This is a genomic window from Pseudonocardia cypriaca (assembly GCF_006717045.1).
Classification (GTDB): domain Bacteria; phylum Actinomycetota; class Actinomycetes; order Mycobacteriales; family Pseudonocardiaceae; genus Pseudonocardia; species Pseudonocardia cypriaca.
In genome coordinates this window covers 2,349,656-2,370,321 of sequence record NZ_VFPH01000001.1, presented here as the reverse complement: position 1 = coordinate 2,370,321, position 20,666 = coordinate 2,349,656, and the positions used below count along the sequence as shown (strand labels likewise).

Genomic DNA, 20,666 nt, shown 5'->3' with positions numbered 1-20,666 from the left:
GAGTGGCGCGATGGATGGCGCAGTGAGTGACGCAGTGGGTGTGCGACTGTCGGCGACGTCCTACGTCGTGCTCGGGATGATCGCCCTGCGCGGCCCGTCCACCCCGTACGAGCTCAAGCGCGCGGTGGGGCACTCCGTGGGCTACTTCTGGCACTTCCCGCACGCCCAGCTCTACTCCGAGCCCGACCGGCTCGCGGCGCTGGGGCTGCTGGAGCTCGCCGTCGAGGACCGCGGGCGGCGGCGCAAGACGTACTCGCTCACCGACGCCGGGCGCCGCGCCCTGCGCGCGTGGCTCGCCTCCCCCACCGACGAGCACTTCCAGATGCGCGACATCGCCGAGCTCAAGCTGTTCTTCAACGAGGCCGGCGACCCGGAGAACGTCACCGCGCTGGCCCGCGACCAGATCAAGCAGCACGAGGCCCGGATCGCGGTCTACGAGTCCATGGTCGAGCGCTTCGGCGCCGACCCGGCCGCCCAGCCCCGGATGATCACCCTGGAGCTGGGCCTGGAGATGGAGCACGCCGCGCTGCGGTTCTGGACCGCGCTGGCCGACGACGACCTCGACCGCCTCCGCGCGGAGCGCCGCGAGCGGACCTGACGCGCACCACGCGACGTGGGTGTAGACCTAGGCCGTCTCCGAAAGGGGCGACGCGCCTCCTGGACCCTCGATGAACAGCGGCTACCGCTGTGCCCGGACCGGCTCTACGTCCCCCCGTCGACGGGTGGCCGCGGGCCGCGGTGGACGCGCTGGCGCTCGCGCCAGCCACACGGATCTTCGGCATGCCACCGCCGGGTGCGCGACCGTGTGGTGTCGTAGAAGATCAGGTCGCACTCCGCACGAGCGCAACGCCGCAATCGGGACTGATCGAGTTCACCCAGTTCATCGATCAGTCGCCGCGCCAGCGCCGCGGCCATCGAAGCGTCCGTCCAGACGAACCGCCGCTGCGGGACACCGTCCGCCACGACGAGCTCGACGCGTGCAACGCTCTGCGCGGCAAGATCGTTGATCTCCCGGCAGTCCAGGGTCCCGTCGCCGACGAGCGCCTCTACCGCTGAGACCGCGGCCTGCTGGAGCCGGCGCAGGTCGGCCAGGTCCGCGGCCGCAACCGGCCGGTCGACGACCTCGGCCAACTGCACAGACGCGACCGCAGGATTCGACAGGACCGACTCGGCGTAGGCCGCGGTCGTCCCTCCAGGCCGCCGCGGCCGACCCAGGTTCGCCAGCAGGAGCAGGGCGTGCGGAGTCATCCGCTCAGCTCACGCGGTCCGCGACGATGCGTCGTCGAGGCTCGCTGACCAGGCTGTTGGCAGCCTGGGCGTTCGGGTGCGTCGCGTATCGCCGAAGAGACGCGTCGGCGTGCTCCCGGCTCACCCACTGGCTGAGCACCAGCAGGTGACCGGGGTCGTCAGCATCCACGAGCAGCTCGTGACCCAGGTAGCCGTCGAAGGCCGGCATGTCCCGCCAGATCGCCTCGGTGAGCGCCCGCCCTTCTGCCGCCCGCGCCGCGGGGAACCGGGACTCCCAAATCGAGTAGATCGCCATCGCGCACTCTCCCGTCACGGTCTTCAGATGATTAGACCGTGATCGGCGCCCTGGCGTCAACCCATGGAGGCGGGCCCTGGAGAGGACGGGCCGCCGCAGCCGGGAGGCATCACAACGTCCGGGAAGACCGCAGCCGCAGTTCGTCCTGCTGTTCGACCAGCACGGCACAGGCTCCGGCTCGGTCGCCGACCGTGCTCATTTGCCCCCTCAGGGCCCGGATCCCGCCAGGTTCGCGCCGGCCGGCTCCGGGGCAGCGGGATGGGCGCGTCGAGCCGCAAAGCCCTGGATGACGAGCACGGCTCCGAGTACCACGAGCACGATCCCGAACAGCCAGGTCAGAACGGCGAGGCTCGTGCCCGGATAGACCAGCACGACGGCACCGCCGACCACCGACAGGACGCCGGAGGCGATCCCCCAGCCACGTTCCGCCCCTCGTTCCGAGCCGACGGCGTTCGCGACACCGGCGACGCCCTGCACCACCCACAACGCCCCGATGACCAGCCCGAGGAGCAGCGCGGTCTGCAACGTCGACCGCAGGCACAGCAACCCGACCAGGATCGACAACGCCCCGAGCAACACGGACAGCACGCGAACACCGGGTCCGCGGCCGGCCGAGAAGCCCGACACCAGCTGCAACACGCCGGCAACGAGCAGCTGCACAGCGAACAGCCACGCGATGACCACGATCGTGGCGCCCGGCCACGCGAGGACGAGCACGCCGATGAGGATGCTCAGCGCCCCGGCGCCGAGCACCAGGCCCGGCGAATCCGCGATCTGCGTGAGACCCCGCACCCCCGCTGTTTCGTCTGGTGCGTGTGCGGTCATGGCTCCTCCTGGCCGTCGTCTCGGTCAGCGTCCACTTCGGCGACCCGGTCCGCCTCGCCCGGACCGGGTGACGCGGCCGCATCCAGGCCGTACGGGTGTGAGCATTTTCAGCCGGTCAGTTCGCTGCCCCACCCGATCCGGGTCGTCCTCGACATGACGGACGAGATGAGGCCGAGGATGCACAGACCGATGACGAGGTCGACGACGGCGGTCGCCAAGCTCCCGCTCAGCGTCCCGCCGATGGCGAACGGCAGCACGACCCCCACCACGGTCACGAGGCCGACGATCCAGGCGAAGAACGAGCGTGGACGCGGCGCTGTCACCGCGAGCAGGTGTGCGAGCCCGGTTGCGGCCAGCGCCAGGACGGCCGCGGTGATCGCGTAGTTCACGGCGAACGAGCCGCCCAGTGGCAGCAGCGGTGGCACGGTCATGTTCAGGTCCAGGGCGCCGTTGCCGATCAGCACGCCGACCAGCGCGACGAGCGCGGCCACGACCGCGGTCGCCACTCCGCCGGACCAGAGTCGGGCCGAGTTGACGATGACCCGCGGCTCGGCTCGCCTCTCCGGTGGGCTCATCGTGCCTCCGTCCTAGGAGTGCGGGGTCGCGCGGCTTCCGACCCCGCCGTCTCACGGGATCTGGGTCGGCCCGGCGGTTCGACAGGTGCCCGACGCTAGGCGGCGAGGCTTGCGAGCACCTCCCCTGATGAGGGTGACCGCAGACCGCGGCCCGCTCGGCGAACCCGTCCGAGACGCGGGGGCCGAATCACCTCGTGCAGGTGATTCGCGCTGTTCCAGGGCGCCGAAGGCTGACCACTCGATGGCGAGTCGGACGAACGCCCATGAAGAGCGCACAGAGGTCGCCGAGTGCGAATCCGAGAATCCGAGGTTGCAGCAGCGGAACGGCTGGTCGAGCGACTGGTCGACCGGGGTGATGACGAGGCCGTGGCGGAACTGCGGGCTCTCGCCAGTCGTGGCGACGCGTACGCGACGGAGGTCCTGGTCGCGATGAGCGACCCGCAGACGGCCGAGGCGGTGCGGGCCCGAGCCCACAAGGGCGACCGCCATGCACAGGACCTGGTGGTCGAGTGGCTGATCGATCCAGGCGATCCGGAGGCCGTACCCGAGCTGCGGACCTACGCCGAGGCCGGCAACGGCTATGCCGAAGAGCAACTGGTTCGGCTCCTCTTCCACCAGGGCGACGAGCAGGCGGCCACCGAGCTGCGCGCCCGCGCTGAAGCCGGCAACAGCTACGCCGCGATCCTGCTGGTCCGCCTACTCTTCGAACGAGGCGACCAGGCGTCCGTCACGGAGCTGCAGGCTCTCGCCGACGCAGGCGACCGCTACGCGAGCACGCGGCTCGCCACGCTGCTGACCGCCGATCGAGAGTCCGGTGCCGACTCGTAGAGAAGCACCCGACCACCGCGTCAGCAGAGCGTCCTTCGACCCGGCGGTGGGGGTCGTACCGATCAGCTCGAACTCGAGCCGCTCCATCGCGAGCAAGAACACGCCGATGACAACCGGGACGACAAGGACCACGAGCACGACCACACGAGCCTCCTGACGCAGGTGGGCCGGAGCATCGCAATCGATCGCACTGGCGCACCGGCGCCGTTCGGATCATGGGCCGACCTTTCACCGAGCGGCCGGTCGAAGCATCACCCGCAGCGAACGAGCCGCAGCGCGGGGCTACGCCGAGTGGGTGTGGCGCGGAGAGTACGAACGGCTCTACCCGTCGCGGCGTGGCGCGAGTTGACTCGGTCGTCCATAGCAGCAGGGGGGAGCCATGGTGACGGCACGGCGCGACCGCGGGCGGCAGCCTCGCGGCGCTGCCCGGGACGCGCACTCCGAACTGCCTGGTGACGGCCCTGCGGCATGGGTCGTCCACCGCAGGCAGGGCGCAGCCGCCGCGCGCGATGCGGTGCACGAGGTACGGAGCTCCCGATCCTCTGAGCCGATCGTCCGCCGTCCCTGCTTCATCCCGGCGGGGGGAGCCCAGGTCGTTCCGCTCGGCGGGACTCTTCCTGACGCGGACCTCGCGGGGATGAGAGGCGGGCATGGTGCGAATCGTGGATGTGAGCAGGTCGGTTCCGGGCCTCCCGGAACCGTTCGTTCCCCGCCCGAGGCTGCTTGCCGCGCTGGATGACGCCGGCGGTGACCGGACGGTGCTCGTCTGCGCCCCGGCCGGATTCGGTAAGACCTCGCTGCTGGCGCACTGGACCCGGTCTGCCGAGGCGGCGGGTACCGCGGTCGCCTGGGCCGACGTCCACCGCTCCGACGACGACCCGAGCAGGTTCTGGGTAACCGTCCTCAATGCCGTGAGGGCCTGCCGCGTCGTGCCCGCGGACAGCAGGCTCCACGAGCTGTGCCGCCTCGCCCCGAGTTCGTGGGCCACGTCCGGGTTCGTGACCGACGTCATCCGGGCGGTCGAGGCGCTGCCGGCACGGATCACGCTGGTCCTGCACGACGTCCACGAACTCGTCGCTCCGGCCACGCTGAAGGGTCTGGAGTCGCTCCTGCTGGCCCGGTCTGCACGGCTGCGCCTCCTGGTGTGCAGTCGCTCGGACCCACCACTGTCGCTGGGCCAACTCCGATCGGCAGGCAGGCTGCGCGAGATCCGGGCCGACCAGCTGCGCTTCACCGTGGATGAGGCCGGTGCGCTCCTGCGCCGATCGGGCCTTCGCCTGACCCCTTCGCAGGTCAGCGAGGTGCACGGCGGAACCCGCGGCTGGCCCGAGGGTATGCGTCTGGGTGGTGCCGCGCTGCGCGGCGGCGCCGATCCGCAGGAGTTCCTGCAGCGGCTCACGACGAACACCCGCCCAATGGCCGCCTTCCTCGTCGGCGAGCTTGTCGCCACGCTCCCGAAGGCTGATCGGAAGGCGCTGTCGGCGATCAGTATCGGCGGACCGGTGCCGGCCGAGCTGGCGGCCGTACTCACCGGCCGGCCGGACGCGGGCCCGCTCCTCGACCGGCTGGCCCGTGAGACCGGGCTCGTCGTGCCTGTCCGCGCACCTGCCGCGCCGTTCAGCATCCGCCCGCTCGTGGCGGCGCTGCTACGGGGTGAGGACTCGATGCGGACAGAAGAGCATTCGGAGCTCCACGCCCGGGCGGCACGCTGGTGGATGGCGCACGGCGATCCCGTCGCCGCGACGGCCCAGGCCATCCGGGCCGCCGACGACAGACTGCTCGTCGAACTGGTGCATCGGTGCGCGGCGGCGCTGCTGGTGACCGGCTACCACCTCGAGCTTCGCCGGGCGCTGTCAGCGGTGGGTGAGCGAGTGGTCGCCGGCGATCCGTGGCTCACCCTCTGCTCCGCGCTGCTCCGCATCGAGAGCGGGGACGCAACGGGGGCCGAGGCCGACCTCCGGCGTGCCGGCGAGTTGTTCCCCGCTGAGCCCGACTCCCGGCTCGCCGTCCTCCGCTCCATCGCCCAGCTGTTCGACTTGGCATCCAGCGCCGACCTCACGGCCGATCCCCAACCGCTCGGCGAGGAGCGAAGAGGATTCGACGCCCCGGAGTGGAACGCTTTGGCTCTGGTGAGTGTCGGAGGCCGGGCCTTGCTCGCCCACGCCGCCCCGGTGGCGGCCTCCGCGGCGTTGGAGGATGCGCTCGAGCTCACCCGCCGGCACGGCTTCCGCTACCTCGAGATGCAGTGCTTGGCGCTGCTCGCCGGGGTAGCGGGTGTCGCCGGGGACTACCGGGCGATGACAGCCGCGGCGAACGGAGCGCTCCGTGTGGCGGCCACTCGCGGATGGGATCGGTCGCCCTGGTCGGCCACCGCTCGATGGATGCTCGCCTACTCCGCGCTGATGCGGGCCCAGCCCGCCGAGGCGCGCCGCTACGCGAGCGAGGGGCTGCGGCGAGGCGGGACCGCGCTCCGGCCGCGGCTCGTGTCCGCGTTGCGAGCAGTGCACGGCGCCGCACTCTTCGACTCAGGCCGGCGGCACGAGGGCCTGCAGCAGATGCAGCAGGCGAGGACCGACCTCGGTGGCGTTCCGTTGAGCGCCGAGCAGGCCGCCGTGCTGGCGGTGCTGGAGCACCACGCCGCGGTCGTGCTCGACAGGCCGGTCGACGCCCGCACGGTCGTCGACTGGCTCTCCGACCGCATCGGCAGGCCGGGGGAAGTGCTGCTCATGCAAGCGTGGGAGAAGCTGTCCGTGGGCCGGAGCAACGCCGCCCGCGCGGACGTCGAGCCGATCCTCGCCGGCGCCGTCCCCTCGGTCCTGCCGCACACGCTCGTCGAGGCGCTGCTGGTCGCGGTCAGCGTCGACGTGTCGGGTGGCCAGGTGCACACCGCGAGGAACGCCCTGCGGGCCGCCCTCTCCTCGGGCGCGTCGCTGGAGGTCGTACGGCCGTTCGCGCTGGCCGAGGCGGAGGCGCGTGAGCTACTCGGAAGCCACGTCACCCACTCCGGTTCGACCGAGCCTTTCGCGGTGCGGGCACTCGCCGCGGGACGCAGCCACGAACGACCGACCGCGGATCTCGACGCCGCCGAGCGGCAGGTGATCGCGCTGCTGTCCTCGCCACTGTCGGTGGAGCAGATCGCCGACGAGCTGGACATCCCGATCGACGAGGCGCAGGCCCGGCTGCGCATGATCTACCGCAAGCTCGGGGTCAGCAGTAGGCGGACTGCGGTGACGGCAGCCTCGGAGCGCGGCATTCGCCGCTGAACGATCGAACTCAGTCCACGAACCAGACTTCGGCGAGGTCGACCGCAGCCAGGCCCTGGTCGGCGGCGATCCGTTCGAGTGCGGACGCGAGCCTCATCGACAGGTCGACGGCGACTTCGGCCACGCCGTCGATTCCGGCCTCGGCGAGCACGGCGGCAGCCAGGCTGCGCGCAGCGGATATTCCTTGCTCCTGGTTGCTGTCGTCGGACAGCGCGGCTCGTACCAACTGATAGGCGCGCCTTCGAGCATGGAGATCGATGGATTCGCCTCGACCCGTCCTGTCCTCGCTCACGCGTGCTCCTCCGGGCCCGACCCTAGGCTTAGCGCCGATCGTGCTGCCACGAGCCCGCGGCTCCGGACACTGTGACCCAGGATACCCACGCAGGGAGTCCTCATCGGTCCAGAGGGGTGGAGAACAGGTCCACCAGGCGGACTAGGGTCACCACAGCCACCCGGGAGAGCACGGGCACAGCGCCCTCGCCGTCGGCTCGAGGAGCATGAGCGTGAGTCACCCGCCCCCAGAAGCGCATTCCCGACGGAACGTGCTCGAGGCCATGCGCGCGCTGCTGTCCGACGACCACAGTTACGAACGAGGGCTGGCCGTCCTGCGGGATCTGGTGGACCAGATCGCCCGGGACGAGGGAGCGGCCGGACTCTGCGACTTCACCGTGGCGCTGTCACTCGGGCTGGCGGAGGCGCTCCAGCGGATCGCTCACGAGCAGGATCTCCCCACCGCGGACCTCGCGGAGGTCTGGTTCGCGGACTGACGGTGGACCGGCCCCATCGTCACACCTCCTCCCAGCGACCGCCGACCGAACATCTCGGGGCGCCGACGGTGGCCGTCTCCAGCGCGTGCAGCTCCGCCGCCTCCTGCGCGGACACCATCCCGATCGCCACGAGGTCGAGCGGGCTGATGAAGCCGTCGCTGATGCGGAAGCCGCCCGCAGCGGCCGAACTCGACCGCCGGCTCCACCGCCTCATCCACTGCGGGTGACCGACCAGCAGCCGGAACGGCGGCGAGTCACGGTGACCTCGGCAACCGCTGGAGGGAAACCACCTCCAGCCCCATGGCGCTGCAGAGCGCGAGCAGGTCACACAGGTCGGACTGGCCGCCCAAGTCCCCGAACATGATCGTCTGTGGAGGGACGGGACGTACGCCCATCGTGCAGAACGCGCCTTGGGCACGCTCCGAGAGGCGGCCGTTCACCCGAACCTCGTACCGAGCAGTAGCCATCGTCGGCCTCTCCTCCTTTCGCCCCCGTCGGGGGCGCACCCAGCCTGGCCCGCCAGATCCCACCCGGCATCGCCCCGGCCGGATGAGCGAGAGCGCCGCAGCTCCGCTCGACCGTTCCAGTCGTCGATCCACTCATCGTCTTGATTCGACGGCCGGTACCGCCTGGAGCGAATTGATGATCGTGCCGCCGGGAAACACGGAGTTCGCCGTCGAATTATCGATCTCGATCCTCGACCGCACCGCGGCCAGCACCGTCGAGAATGGACGGACGGACGGACGGACCTCCGACGCCCACGACGTACTCCCACCTGGTCGAAGCTCCGTAGGCCCCTCTACTTTCGAGGCGCCACGCCTGTTCCGCGTCCCTGGACACTGCCGATCGGTAGCGCCTATGGTGATTACTCTTCGGCCGGAGGCCCTGGACCCCGACCCCCTGCCCGTAGGCTGACCGGACTCCACATATACACCAAATGCCGTTCCTGACCTCTTGGATGGACCAATCAGCACCACAGGAGGCAAACGCACGAGCATTTGAGGGTCGACCAACCGAGGGGGATTGATCGTCGTGGCACCCGTTCCGCACGCCAAGATCTCGATTCCGCCGCTTCCGCCGGAGTTCGTCGTACGGACCGCTCTCCGTGCCGCCCTCGATGCGGGCGTAACAACCGACGTGACGCTCGTCTGCGCCCCCGCCGGGTACGGCAAGACTCTGCTGCTGGCGGACTGGTCGCGTTCGAGCACGGCGGCGGACACGGCATGGGTGAGCCTCTACCGCGACGACAACGACCCGAGGAGGTTGTGGGCGTCGATCGTGGCAGCTCTCGCCGCATGCCCGTCGGTCCCCCCTACCAGTCGCCTGCACGATCGGTGGATCTGGCGGGCCGATGCGCAGCCGGAGTTCCTGGCGGAGCTCGTCGACGCCGTCGAGGCAGTGCCCCGACCGATCCGGTTGATCCTCGACGACGTGCACGAGCTGGTCGATCCGGAGGCCCAGCACGGCGTCCAGATCCTGACCCAGAATCACCCGGCCGGCATGCAGCTCGTCCTCTCCAGCCGACTCGATCCCCCACTCTCCCTCCCGCGGCTGCGCCTCGCGGGCCGGCTCCGCGAGCTGCGCGCCGCGCAGCTGCGCCTCTCGCTGGCCGAGACGGGGTCGCTGCTCGAGAAGTCGGGGCTGCGCCTCATGCCCGCGCAGGTCGCCCTCCTGCACCAGCGCACCGGGGGATGGGCGGCCGGGCTGCGCCTGGCCGCGTTCGGCGTGGCCAACTCTGCGGATCGGGACGGGTTCCTGACCCAGTTCTCCGGCGACGAGCGCTCCGTCGCGGACTACCTCGTCGGGGAGGTCCTCTCCGACCTGCCCGAGGACGTGCAGGAGTTCCTGCGCGTGATCAGCATCAGCGACCCGGTCCCGACCGGGCTCGCCGCCGAGCTGTCGGGGCGGGAGGACGCCGGCAGCGTGCTCAATGGGCTCGACCACCGGACATCCCTACTGTCGCCGATCGGCCAGCGGCGCGATGCCTACATCGTCCACGAGCTCCTGCGCACACACCTGCTCGCCGATCTCCGGCGGCAGGGACTGAAGCGGGCAGCCGAGCTGCACGGCGTTGCCGCCCGCTGGTGGGCGAGCCGGCCCGAGCCGGTCCATGCCCTTGACCACGCAGCTCAGAGCCACGACTCGAAGCTGTTGACGGACCTGCTGCACCGGTTCGCCGTTCCGCTGATCCTGGCCGGGGACCACCAGCCGCTGCGGCGCGCCCTCGCCAGAGCCGGCGCGCAAGCCGTCGCCACAGATCCCTGGCTGGCTCTGACCTCAGCGGTGGCCCACCTCGAGGCCGGGGAGCTCCCTGCAGCTCGGGGCGATCTCCGCCGCGCCCGGCAGTCGTGGCCCGCCGACGGCCCGGCTGACCTGGCCGTGTTGCGCATGGTGGCCGAGCAGCTCACCACCTGTGTCGGCGAGCCAGTCGCGTCCTCGACCTCCCCTGCTCTCGGCGTCTTCGACGAGCTGCCCGTCGAACCCGAGCTGGAGGCACTCGTCCGACTGAGCCGCGGCACGGCTCGGCTGGAGAGGGACGACCGGGCCGGGGCACGCGCGGAGTTCGAAGCCGCGCTGCTGCTGAGCCGCAGCCACGGCTTCGACTACCTGACGATGCAGTGCCTCGCCCTCCTGGGCGCCGTCGCGGGCACGACGGGCGACATGCAGACGATGCGGACGATGAGCATCGAGGCCGCTGCCGCCGCGGTCGAACACGGCTGGGAATGCTCGGCGTGGTCCGGCACCGCCACGGCGATGCTGGCGTATGCCGCGCTCCTGCGGACGGAGACCGCGGAGGCCGAGCGCCTCGCGACCGAGGGCCTCGCGGTGGGTGGGGCAACGTCACCTTCCCAGCTGCGGTTCGCCCTGCAGGCCGTTCGTGGTGCCGCGGCCTTCGACCGCGGGGACAGGGCGGGTGGGCTGGCCGAGCTGCAGCAGGCACGCTCGGAGTTCGGTGACCTCCCGGCGAGTCCGGAGCAGGTTGCCGCGCTCGCGATGCTGGAGTTCCACGCCGCGCTGCTGCTCGGGCACTCCGCGGCGGCGCGGACGGTACTGGGATGGCTGGCCAGCCGCACCGGCGAGAACGGCGAGCTGCTGATGATGCGTGCGTGGGCCGACGCGACGAGCAGCCGCGGCGAGCACGCGCGGTCGCTGCTCCGGCCGGTGCTGGAGGGAGCCGTGACTGCGCTGCTCCCCCAGAGCCTGGTGGAAGCGTGGCTGCTGGAGACATCGCTCGCCGTCACCGCCGGAGAGCGACCAGCCGCGCGCCGGGCCCTGCAGAGCGCGCTGGCCATCGCCGAGCCGCTCGACGCCCTCCGGCCGTTCACGCACGCGGGGCCGGGCATCCGCGAGCTCCTCGTGCACCAGCACGGCAGCTTCGGCGCCTCGGACGCGTTCGCGGAGCGTGCGCTCGCCGCAGGCGCGGGTAATAGAACACGGCAGGCGCTGCTGAGCGAGCGGGAGCTCACGGTGCTCGGGCTGCTCCCGTCGCTGCTGTCGCTGGATGAGATCGCCGTCGACCTCACCGTTTCGGTGAACACCGTGAAGAGCCACGTGAGGTCGATCTACACCAAGCTCGGCGTGAGCAGCAGGCGACTGGCCGTGCTCTCCGCCCACGAACACGGGCTGCTCAGCGGCGGCGTGCGGCCGGACGCCCTGTCCGAAGTAGTTACAGGCCGGATTATTCAGCACTGATCCGCCCGGGCCGCCCTCCCCCGCTGTTCCCGGGTCGGGCGGGGCATCTCGTCGGCCCGCCGTGAACCGCCGCGTCGCGCTGTCACCTGGGTCATCACTGGTTCCTCCTCGGCACGGCGGACTGCGCGCTCATCGCGACGAGCTCATTCGAGGTGGGGCTCGCTCGCCCCTGCGAGCGCGTGGTGGATCCACCGGCGGGCCCCGGGCTCGAGCGTCAGCGCCTCGACGGTGGCGGGGTCGAACCAGGCGGCGTCGGTGATCTCGTGCCCGTCAGGGCGGGGACGTCCCCACACGGCCCAGCCGTGGAAGCACAACACGAACTGCTGGCGGATCTCGTCGCCCATCGCGGACTCGACGACGTGGGCCGGGTCGGTGAACAACCCGACCAGCCCGGTGATCTGCACGCGCAGGCCCGCCTCCTCGGCCGTCTCGCGCACCGCCGCCTCGACGGCGCTCTCCCCGACATCGACGCGACCCCCGGGCAGCTCCCACGCACCGCTGTCGCGGCGTCTCACCAGCAGCAGACGGCCCTGCTCCTCGCGGACCGCGACGAACACGGACGGCGTCACGACGGTTGCCATTGGGGCCTCGGGATCGCGGAAGTGCACCCTCCGGACGGCCCTGAGGCCGGTCCGCCCGCTCCCACGATCCACGTCCGTCGGCGTCATCGCTGCCTCCCGCCTCCCGGGACCGGACCGCCGGTCGCGGTCACCAGCGACGTTCCCGTAGGGGCGCGACACCTGGCATCGCCCACGGGGGGTGAGAGCACGGGCCATCCGAACGGTTCGCGCTGGACATCGGACTCGACCTCGTCGCCGTCCACCCCCACATCCCCCTCGCACCGGACGTGATCCGGGACGGGGAGCTTCACGTGGCGACTGATCTCGACGCCCGACACCATCACCCAAGGCAGGTGAGGTCTTACCGCGAATCCGGCGCCACGATCGACCCGGTCGTCGACGGTCGGCGGCGAACCGCCCGTGCCGGCCCGGGTCCGGCCTTGCTCACGGAGGAGACGTCATGACAGAGGCCTCCCGTACGAGCCGCAACTCGCACGAGGACTACTACTCACCGGACACGGAGATCACCGGCTGGGCGGGCTGGGTCGCCTTCGCCGGAATCATGATGATCATGCTCGGCTTCTTCCAGGCGATCGAGGGGCTCGTCGCGCTGTTCAACGACGGGTTCTACCTGGTTCGCCCCGATGGGCTCGTGGTGAACGTCGACTACACCACCTGGGGCTGGACGCATCTCGTCCTCGGCGCCGTCGCGGTCGCCGTCGGGCTCGGGCTCGTGGTCGGCAACACGTTCGCCCGCGTGGCCGGCATCGCGATCGCGCTGATCAGCGCCATCCTGAATCTCGTCTTCATCTCCGCATACCCGGTGTGGTCGACCATCGTCATCGCCGTCGACGTCATCGTGATCTACGCCATCGTGGTGCACGGCCGCGAGCTGAAGCGCACGAGCTGAAGCGCAGGAACACCGACCGGCACTTGGAGCGGCGTCGGCGACGTCGACACGACCCCGGCTCATCTGCGGCGGGTGATGCCGGTCAGATGCCAGGGGTCGACCGTTGGCCAATCGGCGGTGGCCCCGTGCCAGTAGCGGTGCCCCAGGCACGGATCGAGGAGATCGAGATGCCTTTGTGGGACGTGATCGTATCCATCTTCTGGTTCATGATTCTCTTCACGTGGATCTGGCTGCTGATCAGCATTTTCGGCGACATCTTCCGGGACCACGAGCTGTCCGGCTGGGGCAAGGCGCTCTGGATCCTGTTCCTGGTCGTAGCGCCTTGGCTGGGTGCCCTCGTCTACCTGATCGCTCGCGGCCGCTCGATGAACGAGCGCGCTCGGGCTCAGGCCCTGCGCAACGAGCAGGCGTTCGGGCAGTACGTCCGGGAGACCGCCGCGGCCGGCACGACGAGCACGGCCGACGAGCTCGCCAAGCTCGCCGACCTGCGAGACCGGGGCACGATCTCGGCCGAGGAGTTCGAACAGGCCAAGGCCAAGGCCCTGGGCCATGGCCCGGTGCAGGGTGCTCACGCGCGCCGCGACCAGCAAGCGACCACCTCATCCATCACGTGACGGAACCACTGCGATTCCCCGGCGTGCAGCCCGAGTGAGCGAGCTCGCGAGCGAATCGATGTCACAGGGCCTGCGCGCTGCGTTCACTCCTCATGGCCGGGCCGCCCGAGCGCAGCGAGGGCGAGCGATGAGCGGCGCGCCGGTGTGAGCGAGGCCGGAGGAGCAATGCGGCGATCGGTCGGTCGACTCCGCTCCAGGTGGACCGACGAGCGGGAGCTGGCCGATGCCGTCAACGGCACCGTGGTGGGGTCTGCGGTGATGGTGGCCGCAAGCCTGCACGGCTCTCTCGGCCAGGTCGTGATCGCCGTCGTCGCCACGTTGTTCGTCTACTGGCTGACCGAGCGCTACGCCGACGTACTCGGCTCCGGCGTGCAAGGGCCTGCGCCCAACCGGAGCCGCGTCGTCGGTGCGCTGCGGCGCGGTTGGCCGATGCTGCAGTCCTCCTACGCTCCGGTGATCGTGCTGCTCGCGGCCTCGGCGCTCGGTGCGGAGCTGCGGGGAGCGGTGCTGGCGGCGCTGGGGCTGTCCACCGCGTTGCTCGGCGGCCTCGGGTACGAGGCCGCGCGCCGTTCCGGCGCCCCGACCGCTGCCGCTCTGGGCTGGGCGGCCGGGACCGCCCTGCTCGGCGTTGCCATCATCGGGCTGAAGTACGCCCTGCACTGATGAGCCTGGCAGGACCACAACCTCACACGACATCAGTCCGCCGCTACTCGGGAATCGGATGCGCCGCCACCACGGTGATCCCGAGCGCCTGGAGCTGGACGATGATGCCGTGCAGGTGCGACTCGTCGAGCACCTCACCGTCGATGACCGTCTCCGGTGGAACCTCGGTGATCCGCATGTCGCCGAACGCCGCCCTGGCCTCGTCCGTCAGCCGACCTTCGACCCGGAACTCGTAGTGCATCGTTGCCATCGCCTCATCGCCTCATCTCGGGTCGCGGGCCGGCGGCCGACATCGATCGTCTGCCACCCGGGCACCCTGCGCTCACCTGCCGAACGGGACATCGCCCGGCCCGGGTGGAGTGACCGAAGATCGCCCGGCGCGGGGTGGGCGCCCTGCAGCTACTCGCGGGCGAGCATGGCGGCCGCTCGCCCCGGGTCATCCGCCGAAGGTGGTGCCGCCCCGAAGCCGGTGGTCCACGGTCGGCAGCGTGCTGGCCCGCGTGCGCACCTCGCTCCGGACCATGACGAGCTGACCACAGCATCGTCGGTCAGCCCCCCGTTCCCGTAGCGGACGCCACCGGACCCGGGCGGCCCAGGAACTCGATCACTCCGAGCACGCCGAGCAACACGGCAGCGATGATCAGGATCGTGACGCCGGTGGGCTGGTCGAGGAAGACGAACACCAGCGCGGCGAGTGCGACCGCCCCGATCCGCAAGCCGCGCACATGCGCGTGGGCCCAGGTGCCGACCGCGCCGGTCGAGGACGGGCCGACCCGGATCCGGTTCAGCAGCCCGGTAGCCCACCGGCGGACGCCGACGGCCGTCGCCGACGAGCCGGCCAGGAAAGCACCCAGTGCCACGACCAAGGCCAGCACGAGCAGCGATCGCCCGGCGGTTCGCAGGGACTCCACGACGATGTCGAAGCCCGACGCGGCAGCCGGCGCTCCGGCCGGTGGGACGGCACCGACCAGCAGTCCGCGCGCCACGAGCAGCCCGGCAGCGAGCACGACCAGCGCCAGCGCGACGCCAAGGCCGGCGGCGACCACGGCCCGCATCCGCACCCGCGCGAGGTACACGCCCACCGCGAGCAGCAGCAGCGTGATCCAGGGCAGCACGCTCGCGAGGGAGCCCAGCGTGGCGTAGGCCGTCTGCGCGCGCACCAGCTGGTCGGCCGGAGCGAGCGCGATCGTCGGGTGCACCTCGGGGACCATGGCGACGACGGTCAGACCCTCCGCGCTCAGCCGCTGCTTCGCCGCGTCGATGAACGGCGCGAGGTCCAGGTACACGGTGTCGCCCTGCACCGCGATCGCGCGGCTGTCGCCCGAGAGCACTGTTACGGCCTGCTGGTGGGCCACCCGAACGGCCTGGTCCCACGCCGCCGTGAACCGCGGGCTCGCCACGAGCTCGCCGACCTTCTCCCGCACGAAGCTGGTGGTCGCCGACTCGATCGTCGGGGTCAGGGCCTGCAGCCGCTGCACGAGCCGGGGTGGCAGGCCCTGCGCCGCGAGGGCGTCGATCGCCTCGTTCGCCAGTGCCTGCACGTCGACGTGCTCGAACACGGTTGTCGTGATCCGGTTCGTCAGGGCCTCCTGCACCGCGGGATCAGCGGCGAGCGGTCCGACGGTCTCGACGAACTGGTCGGTGTCGGAGACCTCGCTGCGCGTCCACACCGCGACGAGTGCCACGGGTGCCAGCACGCAGCCGAGGACGAGCAGCACGGTGGCGATCACCGACCGCCAGCGGATGCGCCGACGCGGGGGGTGCGGCTGGGTGCGCAGCGCCGAGTTCTCCTCCCGCAACCGCGTGAGCTCGGCGCGTTCGTCGGTTGTCAACGGGGCCCGGACCTCGTCGGGCCGGATCTCGCGGCCCTGCACCTGGGACATCTCCGGTACCTCCGCAGCGTCGACGACCACTGGACGCTCGTCCGTCGACGGGTTGTGTGCCTCGCCCGTCACGGATGACGTGGGCCGAGGGGCCCTGCCGAGCCGCACCTCGACCACGGGACGGGCCGTCAGGACGCGTCGCCGACCAGGCCGAGCACGCCGACCACGACCAGGTAGCCGCCCAGCACGCCGAAGAACACGATCGTGATCACCCGCTGGTGCTCGCGGATCCATGAGATGACCCGCTCGAGGAACTCGCGGGACACGGTCGGCCGGTAGACCGACAGCACCAGCGCCCAGATGGCGAGGCTGAACCAGATGCCGTTGTAGACCACCACCTGCAGCACGCCGCTCGCGGTGCCGCCCGCGCCGGCGGCGATCGCGTTCAGCGCGGCCAGATAGACGAGCCCGGGCAGGTGGGTGAGCACACCGGCGGCCGCGGCGCCGGAGGGCGACATGTCCGTCAACCGGCGCCGTAGCCAGCTGTCGGGTTCCGCCGAGCCGCGGGGCCGGGATCGGGGCAGCCATCCGACCCACGCACCAGCGGCGCAGCCCACCGCGGAGGTTCCCAGCACGAGGTCGAGCAGCGGGCGGACCGCCGAGGACGCGCGCGTCGACTGCAGTCCGCCGAGGAGGACGACGACCAGCGTCCCGACGGTGAGGCTGAACCCGAGCCCCGCGACGAGGTAGGCCACCAGCAGCCGCTGCGGACGCGGCGTCGAGAGCATCGCGAACACGGCCGCCGCGCTCGTCGGACGGATCACGGCGGTCAGGGCGAGAACGAGCGCCTCCGTGCTCATGTCGCCCAGGCCGCTTTCACGCGTTCAGGATCCGGCTCTTCTGCTGCTGGAACTCGGTCTCGGTGAGCACACCTCGGCTCTTCAGCTCGCCGAGCTGCTTCAGCTGCGCCAGCGTGTCGTCCATGCCCCCGGCGGCCTCGGGCTCGACGGGTTCCGGCGCGTCGGCCTGCTGCTGGTCCTGGCGGGCGCTCCGCGCTTCTCGAACACATTTTCAGGTCGGCGCGGCTTTCAGGTCCTGCTTCTGCTGCTGGCGTTCGCTGCGCCGCTCACGTCGCGACTTCTTCGCGGGCGCATCCGGGTCCGGTTCCTTCGGGGTGTCCCGCAGCAGCGCATCGGCCCACTTGGCCTGCGGATCGATGTCCACGAGCAGCGCCTTGGCCAGCAGCGTCAGCGGGATGGCGAGAATCGCCCCGAGCGGACCGAGCAACCACGCCCAGAACACCAGCACCACGAACGTCACGGTGACCGACAGCCCCACCGCGTCCCCGATGAACCGGGGCTGGATGATCGACTGGACCACGAAGTTGATCCCGCAGTACACCACGATGACGATCACCATCAGCTGCGGTCCGCCGGTCAGCAGCGCGAGCAGCGCGGGTGGCACGACGCCGATGATGAACCCGACGTTCGGGATGTAGTTGGTGATGAACGACAGCAGGCCCCAGGTGATCGCCAGCGGGATGCCCATCAGCGCCAGCGCCACCGAGTCGAGCACCGCGACGATCAACCCGAAGACGGTCGTCACCAGCAGGTACTGCCGGGTGCCCCAGGCGAAGTGCCCGAGCGCGTCGGCGATCCTCGGCCGGTCCGCCGCGATCGACGCCAGCCGGTCCCCGGTGCCCCCGGCCTCGACGCTGAGGAAGAGCAGCAGCGCCAGCAGGAACACGAGGTTGGACGCCAGCCCGGCCACGCTGCTCAGCAGCGACCCGAGCACGCCGGCGAAGCTGCCGAGGCTCAGGGAGCTCCTCGCCTGTGCGAGCTGCTCCGGTCCCACTCCCAGCGCGGCCAGCTGCGCGGTCGCGGACGTCACCAGGCCGTCGGCCGTCGACGCGTACTTCGGCAGCTCGGTCGCCAGCCGGGCAACGGAGAAGACGATGCCGAGGGCCAGGCCCAACATGATCGCGTAGACGAGGAGGATCACCACGAGCGTCGTGGCCCATCCCGGCCACCCGTTGCGCCGCAGCCAGCTCTGCGCCGGCGCCACGGCGATCACGATGATGAGTGCCATGAACGCCGGGCCGATCAGCCACGCGACCGCCTGCACCCCTGCGAGGACGATCACCGTAGCGGCCGCACCGACGAGGATGACCATCGCCCGCGGCAGGGCACCCTGCCGTGCCGGCGGGCGTGAGCGGACACCATCCGAGGGCGGACGGGCGGCCGGGATGGCGGGAGTGGCTGCCGGTGTGGTCACCCCGCGGACGGTAGGACCGGTGCCGGACCCGCGGCGTCACCCGCGGCGGGCGAATGCAGCTACTGCGGCCCGGGCCGCGGGACGCTCGTCACGCTCTCGTCCCACCTCCAGCCCGCCGCAAGATCGTGATGAGCACCACGATCGTCAGCAAGGCCCCGACGAACAACCAAGAATCCGACAGCACCAGCCCGACGAGCAGCAGGATCGCCGCAACAACGACGGCCGCCCACGTCCCCCAGCGCACTAGGCGCGCGCGCCACGGCGTGGGCCAGTGGCTCAGGAGTCCGGCCAGCGCGGGATCCTCCGCGGCGAGGGCCTCCTCGATCGCGCGGAGAGCACGCCGCTCCCGTGGGGTCAACTGCATCGCCGCCTCCTACCACTGCCTGTCCGGCACGAACAGGACGTGGTACATCGACGTGCCGGCGAACTGCACGCGGGCCAGCCTGACCGCGGACACCTCGGTCCCCGTCATCCGCTGGCGGTCCGGTCGAGCGCCTCGTCGAGGGTGATCGCGGCGTCGATGAGCGCCAGGTGCGTGAAGGCCTGCGGGAAGTTGCCGATCTGCTCACCGGTGAGGGCGATCTCCTCGGAGAACAGCCCGACGTGGTTGGCGTAGGTGAGCATCTTCTCGAAGGCGAGCCGGGCGTCCTCGAGCCTGCCCGCCCGCGCGAGCGCGTCGACGTACATGAACGAGCAGAGCGAGAACGTGCCCTCGGAGCCGAGCAGACCGTCGGGCGACGCGCCGGGGTCGTAGCGGTAGACGAGGCTGTCGGTGACCAGCTCGTCGTCCATCGCCCGCAGCGTGGACGCCCACATCGGGTCGTGCGGGGCGACGAACCCGACACTGGACATCCGCAGCAGCGACGAGTCCAGCACGTCGCTGGCGTAATGCTGGACGAACGCCTTCCGTTGCGCGTTCCAGCCCTTGGTCATGATCTGGTCGTAGATCGCGTCTCGGGCTCCGCGCCAGCGGTCGACGGCGGCGGGACGGCCGTGCGAGGCCGCCATCCGGATGCCCCGGTCGAGGGCCACCCAGCACATCAACCGGCCGTAGGTGAAGTCCTGACGGCCGCCGCGGGTCTCCCAGATGCCCTCCTCCGGTTGGTCCCAGTGCTCGGCGAGCCAGTCCAGGAGCTCGCGGATCGCGATCCAGCCGCGGTGCCCGACCTGCAGGCCGTGCTCGTCGGCGAAGAAGATGCTGTCCAGGGCCTCGCCGTAGATGTCGAGCTGGAGCTGGTCGGAGGCGCCGTTGCCGATCCGGACCGGGCGCGAGCCGCGGTAGCCCGACCAGTGCTCGAGCGCCTCCTCCTTGAGATCCGACGACCCGTCGACCCGGTACATGATGTTCAGCGGGCCACCCTCACCCCCGACGCGCTCGGCCACCCGGTCCCGCAGCCAGCCGCTGAACTGCGCCGACTCCTCGGTGAAGCCCAGCCGCAGCAGGGCGTAGATCGAGAACGACGCGTCCCGCACCCAGGTGAAGCGGTAGTCCCAGTTGCGCTCGCCGCCCACCTGCTCGGGCAGCCCCATGGTCGGAGCGGCCACCATCCCGCCGGTAGGGGCGTAGGTCATCAGCTTGAGCGTGATCGCCGAGCGCTGCAGTGCCTCCCGCCAGCGCCCCGTGTAGGTCGAGCGGGCCAGCCAGGAGCGCCAGAACGAGACCGTGTCGTCGAACATCTGCTGGAACTCCGCCACCCGGATCTCCCGCGGCGGGCCGTCGGCCGCCGACTCCAGCACCAGACCGCGCACGTCCCCGGCCTTCAGATCGATCGACACCCGCACGTCGCCCTCCTCGACGCGGACCTGCGCCAACCGAGCGTCGTCTGGCTCGCGCACCGCGTGCAGGGTCAGCGTCAGCGCATCGGTGCTGAACACCGCCCCGTGCTGGGTCAGCTCCGTCCGGTGCGCGCGACGGCCGTACTCGAACCGCGGGGCGATGTCGACCTCGAAGCTCATCTCGCCGCGTACGCAGCGCAGCATCCGCACCAGCCGGTGGTTCCCGGTGGCCTCCCGGCCCGACGGCGTCATGAAGTCGACGACCTCGCCCACCCCGGCCTCGGTGATGAACCGCGTGATCAGCACGGCGGTGTCCGGGAAGTACATCTGCTTCGACTCGCAGTCACGCTCGGGCCGCACCCGGAAGTGCCCACCGCGCTCGTCGTCGAGGAGGGCGCCGAAGACGCTCGGAGAGTCGAAACGCGGGCAGCAGAACCAGTCGATCGATCCATCCGTACTCACCAGCGCCGCCGTCTGCAGGTCGCCGATCAGTCCGTGGTCGGCGATCGCTGCCTCGGTCATGACTGCCTCCTGTAGTGCCGAACGAGAGAC

Annotated in this window: 22 protein-coding genes; 8 read left to right on the top strand and 14 right to left on the bottom strand. The window is 71.0% G+C overall.

What is annotated here, in order from left to right:
* Positions 1-22: 22 nt before the first annotated feature.
* Positions 23-598 (top strand): PadR family transcriptional regulator, encoded by a 576-nt coding sequence (locus FB388_RS11340; RefSeq protein WP_342787891.1) that lies wholly within the window; start codon positions 23-25, stop codon positions 596-598.
* Between the two features lie 104 nt (positions 599-702).
* Here the strand turns inward: FB388_RS11340 and FB388_RS11335 are convergent, their stop codons facing one another.
* The 4 genes from FB388_RS11335 to FB388_RS11320 all read right to left on the bottom strand — a co-directional run bounded on the left by FB388_RS11335 (position 703) and on the right by FB388_RS11320 (position 2,943).
* Entirely contained in the window at positions 703-1,137 is a 435-nt protein-coding gene (locus FB388_RS11335) for a CGNR zinc finger domain-containing protein (RefSeq protein WP_142100124.1), read from the bottom strand.
* Between the two features lie 115 nt (positions 1,138-1,252).
* The gene (locus tag FB388_RS11330; RefSeq protein ID WP_142100122.1) at positions 1,253-1,543 is read right to left on the bottom strand and encodes a putative quinol monooxygenase; all 291 of its coding nucleotides are present in this window, start codon (positions 1,541-1,543) and stop codon (positions 1,253-1,255) included.
* A gap of 207 nt (positions 1,544-1,750) precedes the next feature.
* A complete protein-coding gene (locus tag FB388_RS11325) occupies positions 1,751-2,368 on the bottom strand; it encodes an HdeD family acid-resistance protein (protein WP_142100119.1) in 618 nt (205 codons plus the stop codon).
* 107 nt (positions 2,369-2,475) lie between these two features.
* Complete coding sequence (locus FB388_RS11320) at positions 2,476-2,943, bottom strand: DUF6069 family protein (RefSeq protein WP_142100117.1); 468 nt, start codon at positions 2,941-2,943, stop codon at positions 2,476-2,478.
* 288 nt (positions 2,944-3,231) lie between these two features.
* On the opposite strand from FB388_RS11320, the gene FB388_RS11315 reads away from it, so the two are divergent.
* A complete protein-coding gene (locus FB388_RS11315) occupies positions 3,232-3,771 on the top strand; it encodes a hypothetical protein (RefSeq protein ID WP_142100115.1) in 540 nt (179 codons plus the stop codon).
* 662 nt (positions 3,772-4,433) lie between these two features.
* The gene (locus FB388_RS11310; RefSeq protein ID WP_142100113.1) at positions 4,434-7,034 is read left to right on the top strand and encodes a winged helix-turn-helix domain-containing protein; all 2,601 of its coding nucleotides are present in this window, start codon (positions 4,434-4,436) and stop codon (positions 7,032-7,034) included.
* Positions 7,035-7,044: 10 nt separating this feature from the next.
* Here FB388_RS11310 and FB388_RS11305 read toward each other — a convergent pair whose 3' ends face one another.
* The gene (locus FB388_RS11305) at positions 7,045-7,326 is read right to left on the bottom strand and encodes a hypothetical protein (protein ID WP_142100111.1); all 282 of its coding nucleotides are present in this window, start codon (positions 7,324-7,326) and stop codon (positions 7,045-7,047) included.
* Between the two features lie 211 nt (positions 7,327-7,537).
* Between FB388_RS11305 and FB388_RS11300 the strand changes: the two genes are divergently transcribed.
* Positions 7,538-7,801, top strand: coding sequence for a hypothetical protein (locus FB388_RS11300; protein ID WP_142100108.1), 264 nt, complete (start codon positions 7,538-7,540; stop codon positions 7,799-7,801).
* Between the two features lie 19 nt (positions 7,802-7,820).
* Here FB388_RS11300 and FB388_RS11295 read toward each other — a convergent pair whose 3' ends face one another.
* Complete coding sequence (locus tag FB388_RS11295) at positions 7,821-8,015, bottom strand: hypothetical protein (protein ID WP_142100106.1); 195 nt, start codon at positions 8,013-8,015, stop codon at positions 7,821-7,823.
* A gap of 818 nt (positions 8,016-8,833) precedes the next feature.
* Here FB388_RS11295 and FB388_RS11285 point away from each other — a divergent pair.
* On the top strand, positions 8,834-11,494 hold the full coding sequence (locus tag FB388_RS11285; RefSeq protein ID WP_142100102.1) for a winged helix-turn-helix domain-containing protein: 2,661 nt from the start codon (positions 8,834-8,836) through the stop codon (positions 11,492-11,494).
* 143 nt (positions 11,495-11,637) lie between these two features.
* Here FB388_RS11285 and FB388_RS11280 read toward each other — a convergent pair whose 3' ends face one another.
* The gene (locus FB388_RS11280) at positions 11,638-12,075 is read right to left on the bottom strand and encodes an NUDIX hydrolase (protein ID WP_246121823.1); all 438 of its coding nucleotides are present in this window, start codon (positions 12,073-12,075) and stop codon (positions 11,638-11,640) included.
* Positions 12,076-12,514: 439 nt separating this feature from the next.
* On the opposite strand from FB388_RS11280, the gene FB388_RS11275 reads away from it, so the two are divergent.
* The 3 genes from FB388_RS11275 (at position 12,515) to FB388_RS11265 (ending at position 14,241) form a co-directional block, all read left to right on the top strand.
* Complete coding sequence (locus FB388_RS11275; protein WP_246121822.1) at positions 12,515-12,964, top strand: DUF7144 family membrane protein; 450 nt, start codon at positions 12,515-12,517, stop codon at positions 12,962-12,964.
* A gap of 125 nt (positions 12,965-13,089) precedes the next feature.
* Positions 13,090-13,578 carry an SHOCT domain-containing protein gene (locus tag FB388_RS11270; RefSeq protein WP_211361858.1) on the top strand — a complete coding sequence of 163 codons (489 nt, stop codon included), beginning with the start codon at positions 13,090-13,092 and terminating at the stop codon, positions 13,576-13,578.
* Between the two features lie 165 nt (positions 13,579-13,743).
* A complete protein-coding gene (locus FB388_RS11265; protein ID WP_142100097.1) occupies positions 13,744-14,241 on the top strand; it encodes a hypothetical protein in 498 nt (165 codons plus the stop codon).
* Positions 14,242-14,284: 43 nt separating this feature from the next.
* Here the strand turns inward: FB388_RS11265 and FB388_RS11260 are convergent, their stop codons facing one another.
* The 7 genes from FB388_RS11260 to FB388_RS11230 all read right to left on the bottom strand — a co-directional run bounded on the left by FB388_RS11260 (position 14,285) and on the right by FB388_RS11230 (position 20,636).
* Entirely contained in the window at positions 14,285-14,491 is a 207-nt protein-coding gene (locus tag FB388_RS11260; RefSeq protein ID WP_142100095.1) for a BAR domain-containing protein, read from the bottom strand.
* A 298-nt stretch (positions 14,492-14,789) separates the two neighbouring features.
* Positions 14,790-16,154, bottom strand: a complete 1,365-nt coding sequence (locus FB388_RS11255) for a hypothetical protein (protein WP_246121821.1) — start codon at positions 16,152-16,154, stop codon at positions 14,790-14,792.
* Between the two features lie 98 nt (positions 16,155-16,252).
* Entirely contained in the window at positions 16,253-16,924 is a 672-nt protein-coding gene (locus FB388_RS11250) for a GAP family protein (protein ID WP_142100092.1), read from the bottom strand.
* A 16-nt stretch (positions 16,925-16,940) separates the two neighbouring features.
* The gene (locus FB388_RS11245; protein WP_142100090.1) at positions 16,941-17,048 is read right to left on the bottom strand and encodes an SHOCT domain-containing protein; all 108 of its coding nucleotides are present in this window, start codon (positions 17,046-17,048) and stop codon (positions 16,941-16,943) included.
* An 87-nt stretch (positions 17,049-17,135) separates the two neighbouring features.
* Positions 17,136-18,338: an AI-2E family transporter gene (locus tag FB388_RS11240; protein WP_142100088.1), complete on the bottom strand. Its 1,203-nt coding sequence runs from the start codon at positions 18,336-18,338 to the stop codon at positions 17,136-17,138.
* Between the two features lie 88 nt (positions 18,339-18,426).
* The gene (locus tag FB388_RS11235; RefSeq protein ID WP_142100085.1) at positions 18,427-18,702 is read right to left on the bottom strand and encodes a DUF3040 domain-containing protein; all 276 of its coding nucleotides are present in this window, start codon (positions 18,700-18,702) and stop codon (positions 18,427-18,429) included.
* A 104-nt stretch (positions 18,703-18,806) separates the two neighbouring features.
* Entirely contained in the window at positions 18,807-20,636 is a 1,830-nt protein-coding gene (locus tag FB388_RS11230) for a glycoside hydrolase family 15 protein (RefSeq protein ID WP_142100084.1), read from the bottom strand.
* Positions 20,637-20,666 lie beyond the last annotated feature (30 nt).

Coding starts and splice junctions, on each gene's coding strand:
- FB388_RS11235 (WP_142100085.1), bottom strand. CDS start 18,702: ATGCAGTTGACCCCACGGGAGCGGCGTGCTCTCCGCGCGATCGAGGAG.
- FB388_RS11265 (WP_142100097.1), top strand. CDS start 13,744: ATGCGGCGATCGGTCGGTCGACTCCGCTCCAGGTGGACCGACGAGCGG.
- FB388_RS11280 (WP_246121823.1), bottom strand. CDS start 12,075: ATGGCAACCGTCGTGACGCCGTCCGTGTTCGTCGCGGTCCGCGAGGAG.
- FB388_RS11250 (WP_142100092.1), bottom strand. CDS start 16,924: ATGAGCACGGAGGCGCTCGTTCTCGCCCTGACCGCCGTGATCCGTCCG.
- FB388_RS11245 (WP_142100090.1), bottom strand. CDS start 17,048: ATGGACGACACGCTGGCGCAGCTGAAGCAGCTCGGCGAGCTGAAGAGC.
- FB388_RS11230 (WP_142100084.1), bottom strand. CDS start 20,636: ATGACCGAGGCAGCGATCGCCGACCACGGACTGATCGGCGACCTGCAG.
- FB388_RS11325 (WP_142100119.1), bottom strand. CDS start 2,368: ATGACCGCACACGCACCAGACGAAACAGCGGGGGTGCGGGGTCTCACG.
- FB388_RS11320 (WP_142100117.1), bottom strand. CDS start 2,943: ATGAGCCCACCGGAGAGGCGAGCCGAGCCGCGGGTCATCGTCAACTCG.
- FB388_RS11275 (WP_246121822.1), top strand. CDS start 12,515: ATGACAGAGGCCTCCCGTACGAGCCGCAACTCGCACGAGGACTACTAC.
- FB388_RS11330 (WP_142100122.1), bottom strand. CDS start 1,543: ATGGCGATCTACTCGATTTGGGAGTCCCGGTTCCCCGCGGCGCGGGCG.
- FB388_RS11295 (WP_142100106.1), bottom strand. CDS start 8,015: ATGAGGCGGTGGAGCCGGCGGTCGAGTTCGGCCGCTGCGGGCGGCTTC.
- FB388_RS11260 (WP_142100095.1), bottom strand. CDS start 14,491: ATGGCAACGATGCACTACGAGTTCCGGGTCGAAGGTCGGCTGACGGAC.